We start from the raw sequence: 15910 nt of genomic DNA, 5'->3' as shown, positions 1-15910 counted from the left end.
TTCAAATTTTTTATTGCTCAGTTCGAGCATTGATTCCATTTTTAGAAATTTGGTTTTATGTTTGGCGAAAGAAAGGAAGTTATGAAAGTTAAAGCATGTATTTTGTCTGATATTGGTCAGACCAGAAAGATAAATCAGGACGCGGCGCTGATAAAAGTTGCAAATACCAAAAGACATGGGAGGATTTCACTGGTTGCGGTATGTGATGGGATGGGGGGACTCTCCAAGGGTGAAGTTGCAAGCTGCAAGGCTATAAGAACATTAGAATCATGGTTTCATGAGGAATTATGCCTTCTGCAGAGCCTTCCGGAAAAAGAATTGTGGGAAGCTTATGAGAATTCCCTCAGGAGAATTGTGCTGCGTATTAACAGTGATCTTAGAAAATATGGTAAACACAGAAATATTCAGCTTGGGACAACTTTGACAGCTTTTTTGCAGATGGGAGCTGAGTACATTTTGATGAATATTGGTGATTCGAGAATCTACGAGATAAAAGGAAATGGTGTAACTCTTTTGACCAAGGATCAGAGTGTGGTACAGGATAAACTGGACAAAGGAATGATAACAGAAAATGAGGCTGCAAGTGATGAGGAAAAAAGCGTTCTTTTGCAGTGTATAGGAACTTCCAGAGCACCGATACCTGAAATAAGGCGTGGAAGATTAGAGGGGAACACTACAATAATTGCGTGCAGTGATGGCTTTTGGAGAAAACTTGGCACAGAAGATATGAGAAAAAAACTCTGCCCTCAGATGTGCGTCACTGATGAAGAAATGCTTAATCAATGCAGAAAACTTGCAGATTTGGCAATAGAGAGAAATGAGGAAGATAATATTTCGGTTGCGGCAATAAGTTTGGCGTACTGATCGTAATTTATGTAAATGAGAGGTATGTATGAGCAGATATAGAATAATAAAGCAGCTGGGGCAGGGAGGCAACAGTACTGTTTTTATGGGAAAAGACCTGGAAACCGGACAAAAAGTTACCGTAAAAAAGTGCAGAGCCGGCGAGATGGGATACGATATCCATGTGAAAAAAAGTCTTGAAAACGAAGCGCGAATTCTTGGAAAACTAAAACATCCTGCAATTCCAAAACTTATCGAGAGCAGGGATGATGAGATTGTTCTTGAATATGTCCCCGGCAAGAGTCTTGAGAAGGTAATGCTTGCAGAAGGTGTTTTTAAAGAAAAAGAAGCACTTGTAATTGCGAAGGAAGTAATTGCAATTTTAAGGTATCTTCATGGACTTAGAGAGCCTGTGATTTATAGAGATCTGAAACCGGCAAATGTTGTTTTGAAGCCAAACGGTCACGTGTCGCTGATTGATTTTGGCGCGGCTCGAATATATAGATATTCGGATTGTTCTGATACGGTTAATCTTGGAACTCTTGGCTTTGCAGCGCCGGAGCAATTCGGGAATCTAGGGCAGACTGATCCAAGGACAGATATTTACTGTTTTGGGATGATGCTTTTACAGCTTGTATCGGGAGTTGATACAAAAGATACTGAAGCAGTTGCGAATTATAAGCAAAATGGTGTAAAGGGCATATCTTCCGAATTTATGCACATCATAGATAAATGCACACGACCTGACAGAGATGACAGGTTTAAGTCTGCGAGAGAAATTGAGGATGCCTTAAATGACTTTCCTAAGAGACAGATTAAGAGAAAAGCTGCAATGTGGGTAAAGCTTGCAAGCATTTCAGCTGTTGCATCATTGATGATCTCTTTTGGTACGCCGAAAGTGCCTTTGTTATTTAAAATGGCAGAGAATGATATGAATCTGCGTATCCCGGCTGTACTTGGGAGGATTGCAAATGCAAAAACGAGAATTGAAGAGATGATTGATAAAAAAGGAGAAAAAGATGGCGTCGTTTCTTTATACATTTACGATAATACTGATAGCACTGTCAGCTATTCTGGGAATGGTCAGCATTCTTACTGATCATGGTGAAGAGCCTGTAAAAACAAGCGAAGGCAGGGCAACTGCTGCTATGTGTACCACAAGACTTCTTGAGACCACCGAGTATAAAGAAGAGTTCTTTGAGGGCGAATTCGTGATTGAACAGGATCTTGTTTATACCTATGACTCAATAAATGTGGAGTGAGTATAACTGACGAACAAAAGTTCGCTTTACATCTATACAATTAAAATATAATCTGCTATGCTAAATAAATCAGAAAAAAGATTTGATGAGAGGCATAGCATTTTTTATGGATAAATTTGTTTTGCATTCGGAATTTAAACCTACAGGTGACCAGCCACAGGCAATAAAAGAATTGGTTGACGGATTTAAAGCAGGAAATCAGTTCGAGACACTTCTTGGTGTTACCGGCTCTGGTAAGACTTTTACCATGGCTAATGTAATTGCGGCTTTGAATAAACCTACACTGATAATTTCCCACAATAAGACGCTGGCAGGGCAGTTATATGGAGAAATGAAGGAATTTTTCCCGGAAAATGCGGTTGAATACTTTGTATCCTACTATGACTATTACCAGCCGGAGGCGTATGTACCGCAGACGGATACATATATAGCCAAGGATTCAGCCATCAATGATGAGATTGATAAGCTTAGACTATCAGCTACGGCTTCGCTTGCTGAGAGAAAAGATGTCATTGTTGTTGCGAGTGTGTCATGTATTTATGGTCTGGGAAGCCCTGAGGAATTTAAGGGGATGTCTATTTCATTGCGTCCCGGAATGCAGAAAGACAGGGATGAGACTATAAAAGAGCTGGTTGCAATACAGTATTCAAGAAATGATATGGAGCTTAACAGGTGTAATTTCAGAGTTCGCGGTGACACAATAGAGATTTTTCCTGCAAATGCAGATGATTATCTGATAAGAGTAGAGTTTTTTGGAGATGAGATTGACAGAATATGCGAAATAGAACCTGTCACAGCAAAGGTTAAAAATGAGCTCTCCCATGTCATGATATACCCTGCTTCCCATTATGTCGTTCCGCAGGAAAAAATAAATAAGGCTTGCGATAACATTGAAAAAGAACTTGAGGAACAGATTAAATTCTTCAAGGGTGAAGACAGACTGATCGAGGCACAGAGAATATCTGAAAGAACAAATTTTGATCTTGAAATGATGAGAGAGACAGGCTTTTGCTCAGGTATTGAGAATTATTCGAGACATCTTAATTTTATGAAGCCGGGAGAGCCACCGCTCACACTCCTTGATTTCTTTGAAAATGATTTCTTGATTATAGTAGACGAATCACATATGACTATTCCTCAGGTAGGAGCTATGTACCATGGCGACAGGAGCAGGAAACTTACACTGGTTGACTATGGTTTCAGACTTCCGTCAGCTCTTGATAACAGACCGCTCAATTTTGAAGAGTTTGAGTCCCATATTGACCAGATGCTTTTTTGCTCTGCAACACCGGGGAAATATGAGGAGGAACACGAACTTTTAAGAACTGAACAAGTGATTCGTCCAACAGGCCTTTTGGATCCGGAAGTAACTGTGAAACCTGTAGATGGGCAGATTGATGATCTCATCAGTGAGATTCGCAAAGAAATTGATAAAAAGAATAAAGTTCTGGTAACAACACTTACCAAACGTATGGCGGAAGATCTGACAGAATATCTTGCTGAATCCGGAATAAGAGTTAAGTATCTGCATTCGGATATAGATACTTTAGAGCGCGCTGAGATAATAAGAGATATGAGACTGGATGTGTTCGATGTTCTTGTGGGAATCAATCTTTTAAGGGAAGGGCTTGATATTCCGGAAATCTCTCTTGTGGCGATAATTGATGCTGATAAAGAGGGCTTTTTGAGGTCGGAAACTTCCTTGATCCAGACAATCGGGCGAGCTGCGAGAAATGCTGAGGGAAGAGTCATAATGTATGCTGACAATATGACTGATTCAATGAATAAGGCTATTGAGGAGACTAAGAGAAGACGTGCAATTCAGCAGAAGTATAATGAGGAACATGGCATTACGCCTCAAACAATCAAAAAGGCAGTAAGGGATCTGATTGCAGTTACCAAGGCTGTTGCCAAGGAAGAAGTTAAATTTGAAAAGGATCCTGAGTCGATGAATCAGGAAGAACTTGAGAAACTTATAGGGCAGGTTCAGAAGAAGATGAAGAAGGCTGCTACCGAACTTGACTTTGAGACGGCAGCTACGCTTAGAGACCAGATGATAGAGCTTAAAAAGCTTCTGAATGAGATGACAGAGGGAAAGTGATAGGAGAGCAATATGTCAGATAATAAGATGACAAAAAAGAATACAACTACAAAGAGAATATTACCATCTGATATACATGATTACATCAGGGTTCGTGGGGCTAATGAGCATAATCTTAAGAATGTAAGTGTTAAGATACCAAGAGGAACTCTCACTGTTTTTACAGGTCTTTCGGGTTCAGGCAAATCATCGCTTGCATTTGATACTATTTTTGCTGAAGGGCAGAGAAGGTATATGGAATCACTGTCTTCTTATGCGAGAATGTTTCTTGGTCAGATGGATAAGCCAAATGTTGAGCGGATTGAGGGACTGTCTCCCACAATTTCAATAGACCAGAAGTCTACCAACAAAAATCCAAGGTCTACGGTGGGAACAGTTACAGAAATATATGATCATTTCAGACTTCTTTACGCAAGGATTGGAATTCCTCATTGTCCCAATTGCGGTCGTGAGATAAGGCGTCAGACAGTTGATGAAATGTGCGACCAGATTTTGATGCTTGAAGAGGGGACAAAGCTTCAGATACTTGCTCCGGTTGTAAGGGGAAAGAAGGGTGAGCATGCCAAAACTCTTGACAGGGCAAAAAGAGCGGGATATGTGAGAGCCAGAATTGATGGAAGTCAGTATGATCTTTCAGAAGAGATAAAGCTTGATAAAAATATAAAACATTCAATAGAGATCATTGTAGATAGAATCGTTGTTCATCAGGATAATGAGAATTTAAGACGAAGACTTACAGATTCGGTTGAAAGTGCGCTTGCACTTGCTGACGGCTTGCTTATTGTTGATGTTGTAGATGGTAAGGAACTTAGCTTTAGCCAGAATTTTGCATGTCCTGACTGTGGTGTTAGTGTACCTGAAATTGAACCAAGAAGCTTTTCTTTTAATAATCCGTTTGGCGCTTGTCCTGATTGTTTTGGGCTTGGATATAAGATGGAATTTGATGAGGATCTTATGATTCCGGATAAAAAGCTATCTATCAATGATGGCTGTATCGTAGTTATGGGATGGCAGTCTTCTAACAAGGAAGGAAGCTTTACAAATGCTACGCTGAGAGCTCTTGCCAAAGAATATAAATTTAGTCTTGATACACCTTACGAGGATTTACCTGAAAAAGTTAGACATATGCTTGTCTACGGAGCTGACAGGTCAGTTAATGTTCATTATGAAGGCAGCAGGGGCGTTGGCGATTATCCTGTTCTTTTTGACGGACTTATAAAAAATGTTGAACAGAGATATAAAGAGACCTTTTCTGAGAATATGAAGGCTGAGTATGAAGAGTTTATGAGAATAACTCCTTGTCCTTTATGCGGAGGTCAGCGTCTTAAAAAGGAATCTCTGGCGGTAACCATTGATGACAAGAATATTTTTGAGATTACTTCGATGTCAATAAAGGAGCTTCATGAATATCTTGAAAATCTTAATTTATCAGAACATCAGATGGTTATCGGAGCGCAGGTTCTAAAAGAAATCAGGGCAAGAGTAGGATTTTTGATTGATGTGGGACTTGATTATTTATCTTTGTCACGAGCTACAGGTACATTGTCAGGCGGCGAAGCACAGAGAATAAGGCTTGCAACACAGATAGGTTCAGGACTTTGCGGCGTCTGCTATATCCTTGATGAACCAAGTATTGGCCTTCATCAGAGGGACAATGACAAGCTTTTAAACACATTGAAGAATCTTCGTGATCTTGGAAATACCCTTATTGTGGTTGAACATGATGAGGATACTATGAGAGAAGCGGATTATATTGTTGATGTGGGACCCGGAGCCGGTTCACATGGTGGTAAGATCGTGGCAGTTGGAACGGCAGAAGAGATCATGAAGGTTAAGGAGTCGATTACAGGCCAGTATCTATCCGGTAAGCTCAAGATTGAAGTCCCTTCTGAAAGGAGAAAACCATCAGGTTTTATTAAAGTTATAGGTGCAAAGGAGAATAACCTTAAAGATATAGATGTTGAGATTCCTCTTGGAGTTATGACGATTGTTACCGGCGTTTCAGGATCGGGTAAGAGTTCTCTGGTCAATGAGATTCTTTACAAGCGTTTGGCAAAAGAACTTAACAGAGCAAGATGTATACCCGGCAAGCATAAGGCTATTGAGGGGCTGGAGCAGGTTGATAAGGTCATTGCAATTGACCAGTCACCTATTGGAAGAACACCAAGATCAAATCCTGCCACTTACACAGGCGTTTTTGATATGATAAGGGATCTTTTTGCGGGAACACCGGATGCCAAGGCAAGAGGCTACAAGAAGGGAAGATTTTCTTTTAATGTCAAAGGTGGAAGATGCGAGGCTTGCGGAGGCGATGGAATTATCAAGATTGAGATGCACTTTTTGCCTGATGTATATGTGCCGTGTGAAGTGTGCGGCGGCAAGAGATATAACCATGAGACTCTTGAAGTTAAGTACAAAGGGAAAAATATCTATGATGTGCTTGATATGACTGTTGAAGAAGCTCTTACATTCTTTGAAAACGTAAAGACAATAAAAAGAAAGATACAGACTCTTTATGATGTAGGCCTTGGATACATTAAGCTTGGTCAGCCAAGTACGGAACTTTCCGGCGGTGAGGCTCAAAGAATTAAACTTGCTACTGAATTAAGTAAGGTTGGTACCGGCAAGACTGTTTACATACTTGATGAGCCTACAACAGGACTTCATTTTGCAGATGTACAAAAACTTGTAAAAATAATGCATCAGCTTGTTGAGCAGGGAAATACGGTGGTTGTTATTGAGCATAACCTTGATGTTATAAAGACAGGTGATTACATAATAGATATGGGGCCTGAGGGCGGTTCAGGTGGTGGCACGGTTGTTGTCTCTGGAACACCTGAAGAAGTAGCAAAGTGTAAAAAATCTTATACCGGTGCGTATATTAAGAAAATGCTGAAATAAGTAATTACGGATAAGTGTGTTATTTGTTTATAATTCGATTATGAATTAACAATATAACACACTTATTTTTGCGTTTTTTCTAAAGATTATTTATTTTATAGCCGATATAACTGTAGGATGAATTTCGTGCCCCTTTTCAAGTGATGAGATTTGGTTTATAATTTCTATGATATTGTGAGCTAACTATCAAAACAATTAGTGTTTTGTTTTTACATTGAAAGGGGTACTAAGGAATTATGCAGTACGCAGATATTGGAATCGATTTGGGAACAGCTTCTGTTCTTGTTTATATCAGAGGCAAGGGCGTTGTTTTAAAGGAACCATCAGTTGTTGCTTATGACAGAGATACAGAAGAGATAAAGGCAATCGGTGAGGACGCCAGACTTATGCTTGGTCGTACTCCCGGCAACATCGTCGCAGTAAGACCGCTTAGACAGGGCGTTATTTCCAACTACAAGATTACTGAACAGATGATGAGATACTTCATCAAGAAGGCTATTGGACGTAGAATCCATCGCAAACCTTTTATTGCTGTATGTGTTCCCAGCGGAGCTACTGAGGTTGAGAAGAAGGCTGTTGAAGATGCTACAAGATTGTGTGGCGCAAGAGAAGTTAAGACTATTGAAGAGCCTATAGCTGCTGCTATCGGAGCTGGAATTGATATTACAAAGCCTTGCGGAAACATGATCGTAGATATAGGTGGTGGAACATCTGATATTGCTGTTATTTCTCTTGGCGGAACAGTTGTAAGTACATCTGTTAAAGTGGCAGGAGACGATTTCGACGAAGCTATCGTTCGTTATATGAGAAAGAAACATAATCTTCTTATCGGTGATCGTACAGCTGAGGACATCAAGATCAAGATCGGTTCAGCATACCCTCGCGCAGAAGAAGATTTTATGGATGTAAGGGGGAGAAACCTTGTTACAGGTCTTCCTAAGACGGTAAGAGTATCTTCAGAAGAGACAGAGGAAGCTCTTAGAGAACCTACATCACAGATTATCGAGGCTATTCACAGTGTGCTTGAAAATACACCTCCTGAACTTGCAGCAGATATTGCTGACAGAGGAATTGTACTTACTGGTGGTGGAGCACTTCTTCGTGGTCTTGAGGATCTTATCTATTCAAAAACTGGTATCAATACTATGACAGCAGAGGATCCAATGACAGCAGTTGCTATTGGAACTGGTCGTTATGTCGAGTTTATTGTTGGATATCACGAAGATTAAGAATTTACTGATTGAATCAGTGAATCACGCAGGTGTGGTAATGCGATAACTCTCTGGTTTTCTGCGCATGGTGTTAATATAACCGTTTACAGCTAAAAAGCTTTGGCATTCAAGGATTGAATGCGCGCAGATAAGACCAGGATGGTATGAGGGATATTGCATGGTTAAAGGTCTATACACAGCTTACACTGGAATGATCAATGAACAGCACAGAATGGATGTGCTTACTAACAATCTTGCTAATGCCAACACTAATGGATATAAAAAAGAAGGCGCTACAGCTCAGTCTTTCAAAGACCAGCTGGCGCTTAAAATAAAGGATTATACAGATGCCCCACATACAGCACGTGGATTGGGCATTATTAATCCTGGTGTGAAAATTGGAGAAGGCTATGTCGACTGGAGCGAAGGACCAATGAAGGAAACTAACAATACCTTCGATTTCGCTATCAGTGGATATGGCTTTTTTGCTGTGGAACACACTAATAAAGCAGTTAATATTCAAAAAGATACTGCGGGTGAAACTTCCACAATGTATACAAGAGATGGTAATTTTACCCTGAACACTGAGGGTGTGCTTGTTACACAGGATGGTGATTTTGTGCTTTCTGATGGAGGTTCCCATATACAGCTTGATCCTAATATTCCTGTAACGGTGAATACTCAGGGTGAGATCATGCAGGATGGAGCAGTAGTTGCAAAAATCGGTGTGTTTGATTTTGAGAAGACTACTTATCCAGATGGAAGAATAAGCTACGATACTTTGGAGCACTATGGTGAAAATTTCTTTTACCCGGTAGATGATGGAAATGCAGAAGCTTCAGAAAATTATTCAGTCTATGCGGGATTTCTGGAACAGTCGAATGTCTCGATTGTTGATGAAATGGTGAATATGATCGCAGTACAGAGAAATTATGATACCAATCAGAAGATGATAACAACAATTGACAGTACCTTGGAAATTGCTGCCGGGCAGCTTGGCAAGCTTTGATGCATAGTAAGTGACTAAGTAATCTGTTGTTTGCAATAAAGTTTATAGTTTCTTAATAAATTAAGGAAGAACAACAGACGATATAGTACATGAAAAAAGAGATGTGTTGATTATCAGTCATGGAGGACGATAAGAAAGCATAACTGGTATTTGGAGGTAGCTTATGGTAAGAAGCTTATGGTCAGCTGCAACTGGTATGAATGCTCAGCAGACAAATGTTGACACTATTTCTAATAATTTGGCAAATGTTAACTCTACCGGATATAAGGCTCAGGGCGCGCAGTTTAAGTCTCTTTTGTATCAGGAACTTCAGACTGTAACAACTACAGCAAACGGTTCGCCCAAACCTGTAACTTCTCAGGTTGGTCTTGGCGTTCGCACTTCTTCCATAAATCAGTTTTTTAGTCAGGGATCACTTTTAAATAATGATAATCCTGCTGCTTTAGCTATAAGCGGTGATGGATTCTTTGGATATCAGGATGCTAATGGTGATACCATATATACCAGAAATGGTAATTTTACTTGGGCGCTTGTTACATCAGGTGGAACACAGATCGAACTTACTACTGCTGAGGGTAATCCTGTGCTTGATATTAACAATCAGCCGATTACCATGGACAATGCAGTTGCCAGCAGAATTACAATAGATGGCGAAGGAAAGATTTATTATCCGGACGATAAGGGAATTCCACAGGATCAGGGAAAACAGATTGGACTTTGGCAGTTTACAAACAGAGAAGGCCTTGAGAGAGTTGGAAGCGTTGCATGGAGAGAGACAGCTGCAAGTGGAGCTCCTATTCTCGAGTCAACAGCAGGAAATCAGATAAAGAAGAGTGAACTGGTTCAGGGATATCTTGAGGGCTCTAATGTAAATGTAGCTACTGAGATGGTAAATCTTATCGTTGCTCAGAGAGCATATGAAATGAATTCTACAGCTATTAAGACTACCGATGAAATGATGCAGACAGCTAACGGACTTAAGAGATAATTTTGATTATGGTTAAGATGTTTTAGTGGTCTTATGATTTTGATTATCGGGGGTGATTGATCTATGGCGGGACTTGATATTAAAGGGCTTAGTGCCACAGCATTAACCGATTATGCTGCAAATGAGAGTAAAAATGCCAGCACTATCGAACTTCAGAGAAAACTTCAGAATGTTTCGGATAAGTCTTCGGATGATGAATTGTGGGCTGCATGCAAGAATTTTGAAGCGTATTTTTTGGAGCAGATGTTCAAGGAAATGCAAAAATCTGTCGATGCCTTAAAGCCGGAGGAAGAGGATCAATCCACAAAAACTCTGGTAGATTATTTTAAAGGGGAGACACTTCAGGATATTTGCGCAACATCTGTAGAAAAACAGAGCAATGGATTTGCACAGATGTTATATGAAAATCTCAAACGAAATTACGACATCCCTGTGGCTGCAGAGCAGGTAAATACTACAGATAATGAATGATTGAATAAAAAAAGACGATATGCCGCATAATTCTTAAGAAAGATTAAGAATTATGCGGCTTTTTATGTGCTATTATATATGATGTGATGTCAGGAGGGAAAAACCTTATGACCTTACAAAATATGAGAAAAAGTGGGGATTCCCATGATTTTCGAATGTTCTGCAGGACTATGGTAGCGCATTGCGTTGAACAATACGTGACATTACTATTAACAATATAGTTATGCAGACAAATGAATATTGTTGAAAAACAAAATTATTGATTTTGGTATAAGGTAGATAGATGACAGAAGTTGAGAAGCTAAAAGGATATATAGAACATTTTATATTTAAAAATGCTGAAAATGGTTATGGTGTTGCAAATCTCATAACTGCAGATGATGAGGTTGTGTGCACAGGCAATTTCAAGGATGCTGGAATAGGCGATTCTCTTGAAATGGAAGGTTGCTATGTCAATCATCCTGTTTATGGCATGCAATTTAAAATATCTTCATTTAAGATAACGCTTCCGGATGATGCAGCTTCAATGCAGCGTTATCTAGGCAGTGGGGCAATAAAGGGAATTGGAGAAAAAATGGCTGCCAAGATTGTTAAAGAATTTGGCGACGATTCCTTCAGGATAATTGAAGATGAACCGGAAGTCCTTGCGGAAAAAATCAAAGGCATCAGCCATGAAAAAGCAATAGATTTTTCACTCCAGATGCATGAAAAGCGGGCGATGCGCGATGCAATGATCTTTTTGCAGCAATATGGGATAAGTAACACTCTTGCGGTAAAGATTTTTAACCAGTATGGCGAAAGAGTTTATGCAATATTAAAAGAAAATCCATATCAGCTAGCTGACGATATTAGCGGTGTCGGTTTTAAAACTGCAGATGAAATTGCTTCCAAAGTGGGGATTTCTGTTGACTCAGAGTATCGAATAAAGTCCGGAATTTTATATAGTTTGTCACAGTCTTCCATGGATGGTAATACTTTTTTACCAATGGAGGCTTTGATTGACAAAACAGTTGAGATACTGACGAATGGAACTGATACAGATATTGATGCGGAGAGTATAAAGATTTATATAGGAAATCTCATTATGGATAAAAAACTGGTGTGCAAGCATGATAATGAGATTTATCTTTCGAGCTATTACTATGAAGAACAGGGCTGCGCAGTAATGCTTGAGGAACTTAATAAAATGAGCCTTACGCCTGATGAGAAGGAGCAGGAGATACGTTCTAAGATCCTGGATATAGAAAAAAAGAAATGTATTGAGCTTGATGAACTCCAAAGGGATGCGGTACTAAAAAGTGTTACTAATGGAATTGTTATCATAACGGGTGGTCCGGGAACCGGAAAGACAACTACAATAAATACAATTATCAATTATTATGCCAGTGAGGGAATGGATATTATGCTTGCGGCCCCCACCGGACGAGCTGCAAAAAGAATGACTGAGGCAACCGGGTATGAAGCAAGAACAATACATAGATTGCTTGAAGTATCAGGGCAGGTCAGTGATGACAATACAAGTCGATCCGGGGTTCATTTTGAGAAAAATAAGGACAATCCTCTTGAGACAGATGCGATTATCATTGATGAAATGTCGATGGTGGATATACATCTTTTTTATGCGCTCTTAAAAGCACTGACTGTTGGAACACATCTTATTCTTGTGGGTGACAGTTCGCAGCTTCCAAGTGTAGGTCCGGGACAGGTGCTAAGTGACCTTATTAAGTGCGGTAAGTTTCCGACAATCATACTGCAAAAAATATTCAGACAGGCGGAAGAAAGTGATATTGTCATGAATGCTCATAGGATACACAACGGAGAAAAGCCTGTTATAGATAACAAGAGTAAAGACTTCTTTTTTCTGGAAAGAAATGACTGTGATGTCATATATAATCACCTGATCCTTCTTATCCGTGACAAACTTCCCGGATATGTGGATGCTGAGCCCTATGATATTCAGGTTCTTACACCCATGAGAAAGGGACCTCTTGGAGTTATTCAGCTGAATTCAGTTTTACAGGAAAAGCTTAATCCGCCATCATCCTCCAAGAAAGAACATGTTTATGGAGACCTTATATTGCGCGAAGGCGATAAGGTGATGCAGATTAAAAATAATTATCAGGCGCAGTGGGAAGTTGTTGGCAAGTATAATGTAGTCATTGATTCAGGAACGGGCATATTTAATGGAGATATGGGCATTGTCAGAGAGATAAACGAATACTCGCAGGATGTGGTGGTGGAATATGATGAACACAGAAGGGTGAGATATCATTTTAATGAGTTGGAAGAGATCGAACTTGCTTACGCCATCACTATCCACAAGTCACAGGGAAGTGAATATCCGGCTGTTGTCATGCCTCTTCTTGGCGGGCCGAGAATGCTGCTTAACAGAAATCTTTTATATACTGCTGTTACAAGGGCGAAGAGTACAGTGTGCATATTGGGGAGCAGCCAGACGTTATTTGGAATGGTTGATAATGAAGAACAGTTAAAAAGGTATACCGGGCTTAAGGATAGAATTGTGGATGTATTTGAAGTATAAAGAAAGGGTTAATGTTTTTTATTGGATTTACAAGAAATAAAAGAAACTGGTATTGAAATCTTTGATAAGACACTGGATTTGGTATACCCAAGGCACTGTCCTGTGTGCGATGAAATTGTGAGTGCGATATCTTTTGGTTGGGATGGAGTTGTGACAGGACAGCTTATTCATGATAAATGCCGCAAGAAAATAAGATATATACACGGAAATACATGTCTGAAATGTGGGAAACTTCTGCCAGATAGCGAGTCGGATAATGAATATTGCAGGGACTGCTATAAAACAAAACATGTTTTTGACAGAGGTTTTTCAATCTTTGAATACAGAAGCATTTCGGGGGCGATATACAGATTTAAATATTCAGGAAGACAGGAATATGCCCGCTTTTTTGCAGGAGAAGCAAAAAAACTATGCGGAGCGCGGCTGAAAAAACTTGGAATAGAAGCTATAGTGCCGGTTCCGATGTTTAAGGGAAAAGAGAAGAAAAGAGGTTATAATCAGGCTGAAATTTTTGCAAAAGAATTGTCTTTGGCACTAAAAATTCCCATGAGGAACGATATTATTGAAAGAAACCGAAATACGCGTCCTATGAAGGAATTGGATGTCTGTGGACGTCGTAATAATTTGAAAAAAGCTTTCAATATAACTCAAAATGATGTAAAATTTAAGTGCATACTTATTATCGATGACATCTATACAACTGGAAGTACTATTGATGAGATCGCCCACGAGTTTCGGATTACAGGAGTGAAGAGAATATACTTTCTTACCCTGGCAATCGGGCAAACTACTTAAAATATACGGAGGTCACTTTATGAACTTACGGAATTGTGCAAGATGCGGTAGGATGTTCAATTATATTGGAGGTCAGCCTGTTTGTGAAGCTTGTAAAAAAGCTATCGAGGAAGATTTCCAAAGGGTTAAGCAATACATAATCGATAATCCGCGTGCAGGACTCAAACAGATCGCTGATGATTGCGAAGTAACCACGAAGATGATTCAGCAGTGGATTCGTGAGGAGCGTCTTATGTTTACAGCAGATTCTCCAATTCAGCTTCAGTGTGAGAAATGTGGAGAACTTATTCAGACAGGAAGATACTGTGCGAAGTGCAAATCTTCAATGGCAGACAATATGACGAATACGTTTGCTAAACCTAAGCCACAGATTCAGCAGCCGGTAGTGAAAAAGGATTCAAAGGCTGGAATGCGCTTCCTGGATACTTAAGGAGCAGTAATGTTAGATGAAGAAAAAGTCATTTTGATGACCAAAATGGCTGCGTTTATAGATCGCGAAGGAAAGAAAAATGATGCAATAAATACTTATTTTAGAAGCGATTATGTTGGCTACAATATAATCAAATCTGTTATAAGTGCTACTATTGTTTATGCAATTTTCCTTGGCATCTATGCGTTGTGCAAATTTGAGGAGGTTTTATCTAACCTCTATAATACGGAAAATTTATTGTCTGTTGGCAGGAGGTGTTTGTTTTACTACCTCCTGCTTGTTGGCGTGTATTCTCTTATCACATATGTTGTATATTCATATCGTTATTCCAAGATGCGAAAGAGTATGAAGGCATATTATGGGGATCTGAAAAAGCTAGCTAGATTATACAAGAAAAAGGATTGATAATATGACTTCATTACTTGAATTAAAGCAATATTTAAAACAGTTTTATTTTAAATACGAAACATACATTTCATATGTTTGGAAATTTGTTCTGGCATTGATAAGTATTGTGATGATAAACAATAAGCTTGGATATATGCAGCCAATCAATAATATTGCGATTGTTTTGATGGCTTCTTTATTGTGCTCAATTCTGCCTCCTAATTTCATAGTGCTTATGTCTGCAGTATTCCTGATGGGGCATTTGTATTCACTGGCAGTGGAAAGCGCACTTATAGCAGGCGTTATTTTACTTTTGATGTTTCTTTTGTATTTTAGATTTTCACCAAGAGATACTTTGGCAGTGCTTTTGACACCACTCTTTTTCTTTATGCATATTCCATATGTTATGCCTCTTGCAATGGGACTTTTGGGACTTCCTACATCAATAGTTTCTGTTTCATTTGGTATTGTTCTTGCATATATGATCAACTATTTTTCATCAGGAGCTACTGTAGCCAAGATCGGAACTGATGTGGAAGAAACCTCTAACCAGTTCCAGCAGGTGATTGCAGGAATCCTTGGTGATAAGGTTATGCTCGTTACTATAGTTGCTTTTTCAATCACAATTGTTCTTGTGTATATTATTCGCAGAGCATCGGTAAATTACAGTTGGAGAATTGCTATAGCAACAGGATCTGTGAGCCTTATTGTATGTACACTGATAGGCGATCTTGTATGTGAGACACATATTTCATTTTTAGGTGTGATCGTTGGAACTATTGTAGCAGCTGCGCTTATGCTGGTAGTTGAGTTCTTTGCATTTAATGTGGATTACAGCAGAACAGAAAAGGTTCAGTTTGAAGATGATGATTATTACTATTATGTTAAGGCAGTACCTAAGGTAATCCTTTCTGCCCCGGACAGAAAAGTAAAGAGAATAAATCGTGCCAACGAAAGACAAAGAAGATAA

14 protein-coding genes are annotated in these 15910 nt (G+C 39.4%); all 14 read left to right on the top strand.

Features of this window, described 5'->3' with window-relative positions:
• Nucleotides 1–81 precede the first annotated feature (81 nt).
• Entirely contained in the window at nucleotides 82–864 is a 783-nt protein-coding gene (locus tag BM086_RS08290) for a PP2C family protein-serine/threonine phosphatase (RefSeq protein WP_175560167.1), read from the top strand.
• Between the two features lie 28 nt (nucleotides 865–892).
• Complete coding sequence (locus BM086_RS08285) at nucleotides 893–1942, top strand: serine/threonine protein kinase (protein ID WP_092325551.1); 1050 nt, start codon at nucleotides 893–895, stop codon at nucleotides 1940–1942.
• Entirely contained in the window at nucleotides 1863–2105 is a 243-nt protein-coding gene (locus tag BM086_RS08280) for a hypothetical protein (RefSeq protein WP_141107719.1), read from the top strand. Before BM086_RS08285 ends, BM086_RS08280 begins: the two co-directional genes overlap by 80 nt.
• A 106-nt stretch (nucleotides 2106–2211) precedes the next feature.
• Nucleotides 2212–4206 (top strand): excinuclease ABC subunit UvrB, encoded by a 1995-nt coding sequence (gene uvrB / locus BM086_RS08275; RefSeq protein ID WP_092325549.1) that lies wholly within the window; start codon nucleotides 2212–2214, stop codon nucleotides 4204–4206.
• A 27-nt stretch (nucleotides 4207–4233) separates the two neighbouring features.
• A complete protein-coding gene (gene uvrA / locus BM086_RS08270; RefSeq protein ID WP_092325693.1) occupies nucleotides 4234–7107 on the top strand; it encodes an excinuclease ABC subunit UvrA in 2874 nt (957 codons plus the stop codon).
• 236 nt (nucleotides 7108–7343) lie between these two features.
• A complete protein-coding gene (locus BM086_RS08265) occupies nucleotides 7344–8336 on the top strand; it encodes a rod shape-determining protein (protein ID WP_092325548.1) in 993 nt (330 codons plus the stop codon).
• 160 nt (nucleotides 8337–8496) lie between these two features.
• Nucleotides 8497–9327: a flagellar hook-basal body protein gene (locus tag BM086_RS08260; RefSeq protein ID WP_092325547.1), complete on the top strand. Its 831-nt coding sequence runs from the start codon at nucleotides 8497–8499 to the stop codon at nucleotides 9325–9327.
• A gap of 163 nt (nucleotides 9328–9490) precedes the next feature.
• A complete protein-coding gene (locus BM086_RS08255) occupies nucleotides 9491–10315 on the top strand; it encodes a flagellar hook-basal body protein (RefSeq protein WP_092325546.1) in 825 nt (274 codons plus the stop codon).
• Between the two features lie 63 nt (nucleotides 10316–10378).
• Nucleotides 10379–10786: a hypothetical protein gene (locus BM086_RS08250; RefSeq protein ID WP_092325545.1), complete on the top strand. Its 408-nt coding sequence runs from the start codon at nucleotides 10379–10381 to the stop codon at nucleotides 10784–10786.
• Nucleotides 10787–11069: 283 nt separating this feature from the next.
• Nucleotides 11070–13328 (top strand): SF1B family DNA helicase RecD2, encoded by a 2259-nt coding sequence (gene recD2, locus BM086_RS08245; protein ID WP_092325544.1) that lies wholly within the window; start codon nucleotides 11070–11072, stop codon nucleotides 13326–13328.
• Nucleotides 13329–13349: 21 nt separating this feature from the next.
• On the top strand, nucleotides 13350–14123 hold the full coding sequence (locus BM086_RS08240; protein WP_242952153.1) for a ComF family protein: 774 nt from the start codon (nucleotides 13350–13352) through the stop codon (nucleotides 14121–14123).
• A gap of 19 nt (nucleotides 14124–14142) precedes the next feature.
• Nucleotides 14143–14553, top strand: coding sequence for a flagellar protein (locus BM086_RS08235; RefSeq protein ID WP_092325543.1), 411 nt, complete (start codon nucleotides 14143–14145; stop codon nucleotides 14551–14553).
• Nucleotides 14554–14562: 9 nt separating this feature from the next.
• A complete protein-coding gene (locus tag BM086_RS08230) occupies nucleotides 14563–14958 on the top strand; it encodes a hypothetical protein (RefSeq protein WP_092325542.1) in 396 nt (131 codons plus the stop codon).
• A 4-nt stretch (nucleotides 14959–14962) separates the two neighbouring features.
• On the top strand, nucleotides 14963–15910 hold the full coding sequence (locus BM086_RS08225; RefSeq protein WP_092325541.1) for a hypothetical protein: 948 nt from the start codon (nucleotides 14963–14965) through the stop codon (nucleotides 15908–15910).

The organism is Butyrivibrio sp. YAB3001, from assembly GCF_900112195.1.
Taxonomy (GTDB): Bacteria; Bacillota; Clostridia; order Lachnospirales; family Lachnospiraceae; genus Butyrivibrio.
Note: the sequence above shows the minus strand (reverse complement) of the source record. Positions and strands in the feature narration are given on the sequence as shown.

What these genes read in the sequence shown, in the direction of transcription:
- BM086_RS08290 (WP_175560167.1), top strand. Translation starts at nt 82, where the DNA reads ATGAAAGTTAAAGCATGTATTTTGTCTGATATTGGTCAGACCAGAAAG.
- BM086_RS08285 (WP_092325551.1), top strand. Translation starts at nt 893, where the DNA reads ATGAGCAGATATAGAATAATAAAGCAGCTGGGGCAGGGAGGCAACAGT.
- BM086_RS08280 (WP_141107719.1), top strand. Translation starts at nt 1,863, where the DNA reads ATGGCGTCGTTTCTTTATACATTTACGATAATACTGATAGCACTGTCA.
- uvrB (WP_092325549.1), top strand. Translation starts at nt 2,212, where the DNA reads ATGGATAAATTTGTTTTGCATTCGGAATTTAAACCTACAGGTGACCAG.
- uvrA (WP_092325693.1), top strand. Translation starts at nt 4,234, where the DNA reads ATGACAAAAAAGAATACAACTACAAAGAGAATATTACCATCTGATATA.
- BM086_RS08265 (WP_092325548.1), top strand. Translation starts at nt 7,344, where the DNA reads ATGCAGTACGCAGATATTGGAATCGATTTGGGAACAGCTTCTGTTCTT.
- BM086_RS08260 (WP_092325547.1), top strand. Translation starts at nt 8,497, where the DNA reads ATGGTTAAAGGTCTATACACAGCTTACACTGGAATGATCAATGAACAG.
- BM086_RS08255 (WP_092325546.1), top strand. Translation starts at nt 9,491, where the DNA reads ATGGTAAGAAGCTTATGGTCAGCTGCAACTGGTATGAATGCTCAGCAG.
- BM086_RS08250 (WP_092325545.1), top strand. Translation starts at nt 10,379, where the DNA reads ATGGCGGGACTTGATATTAAAGGGCTTAGTGCCACAGCATTAACCGAT.
- recD2 (WP_092325544.1), top strand. Translation starts at nt 11,070, where the DNA reads ATGACAGAAGTTGAGAAGCTAAAAGGATATATAGAACATTTTATATTT.
- BM086_RS08235 (WP_092325543.1), top strand. Translation starts at nt 14,143, where the DNA reads ATGAACTTACGGAATTGTGCAAGATGCGGTAGGATGTTCAATTATATT.
- BM086_RS08230 (WP_092325542.1), top strand. Translation starts at nt 14,563, where the DNA reads ATGTTAGATGAAGAAAAAGTCATTTTGATGACCAAAATGGCTGCGTTT.
- BM086_RS08225 (WP_092325541.1), top strand. Translation starts at nt 14,963, where the DNA reads ATGACTTCATTACTTGAATTAAAGCAATATTTAAAACAGTTTTATTTT.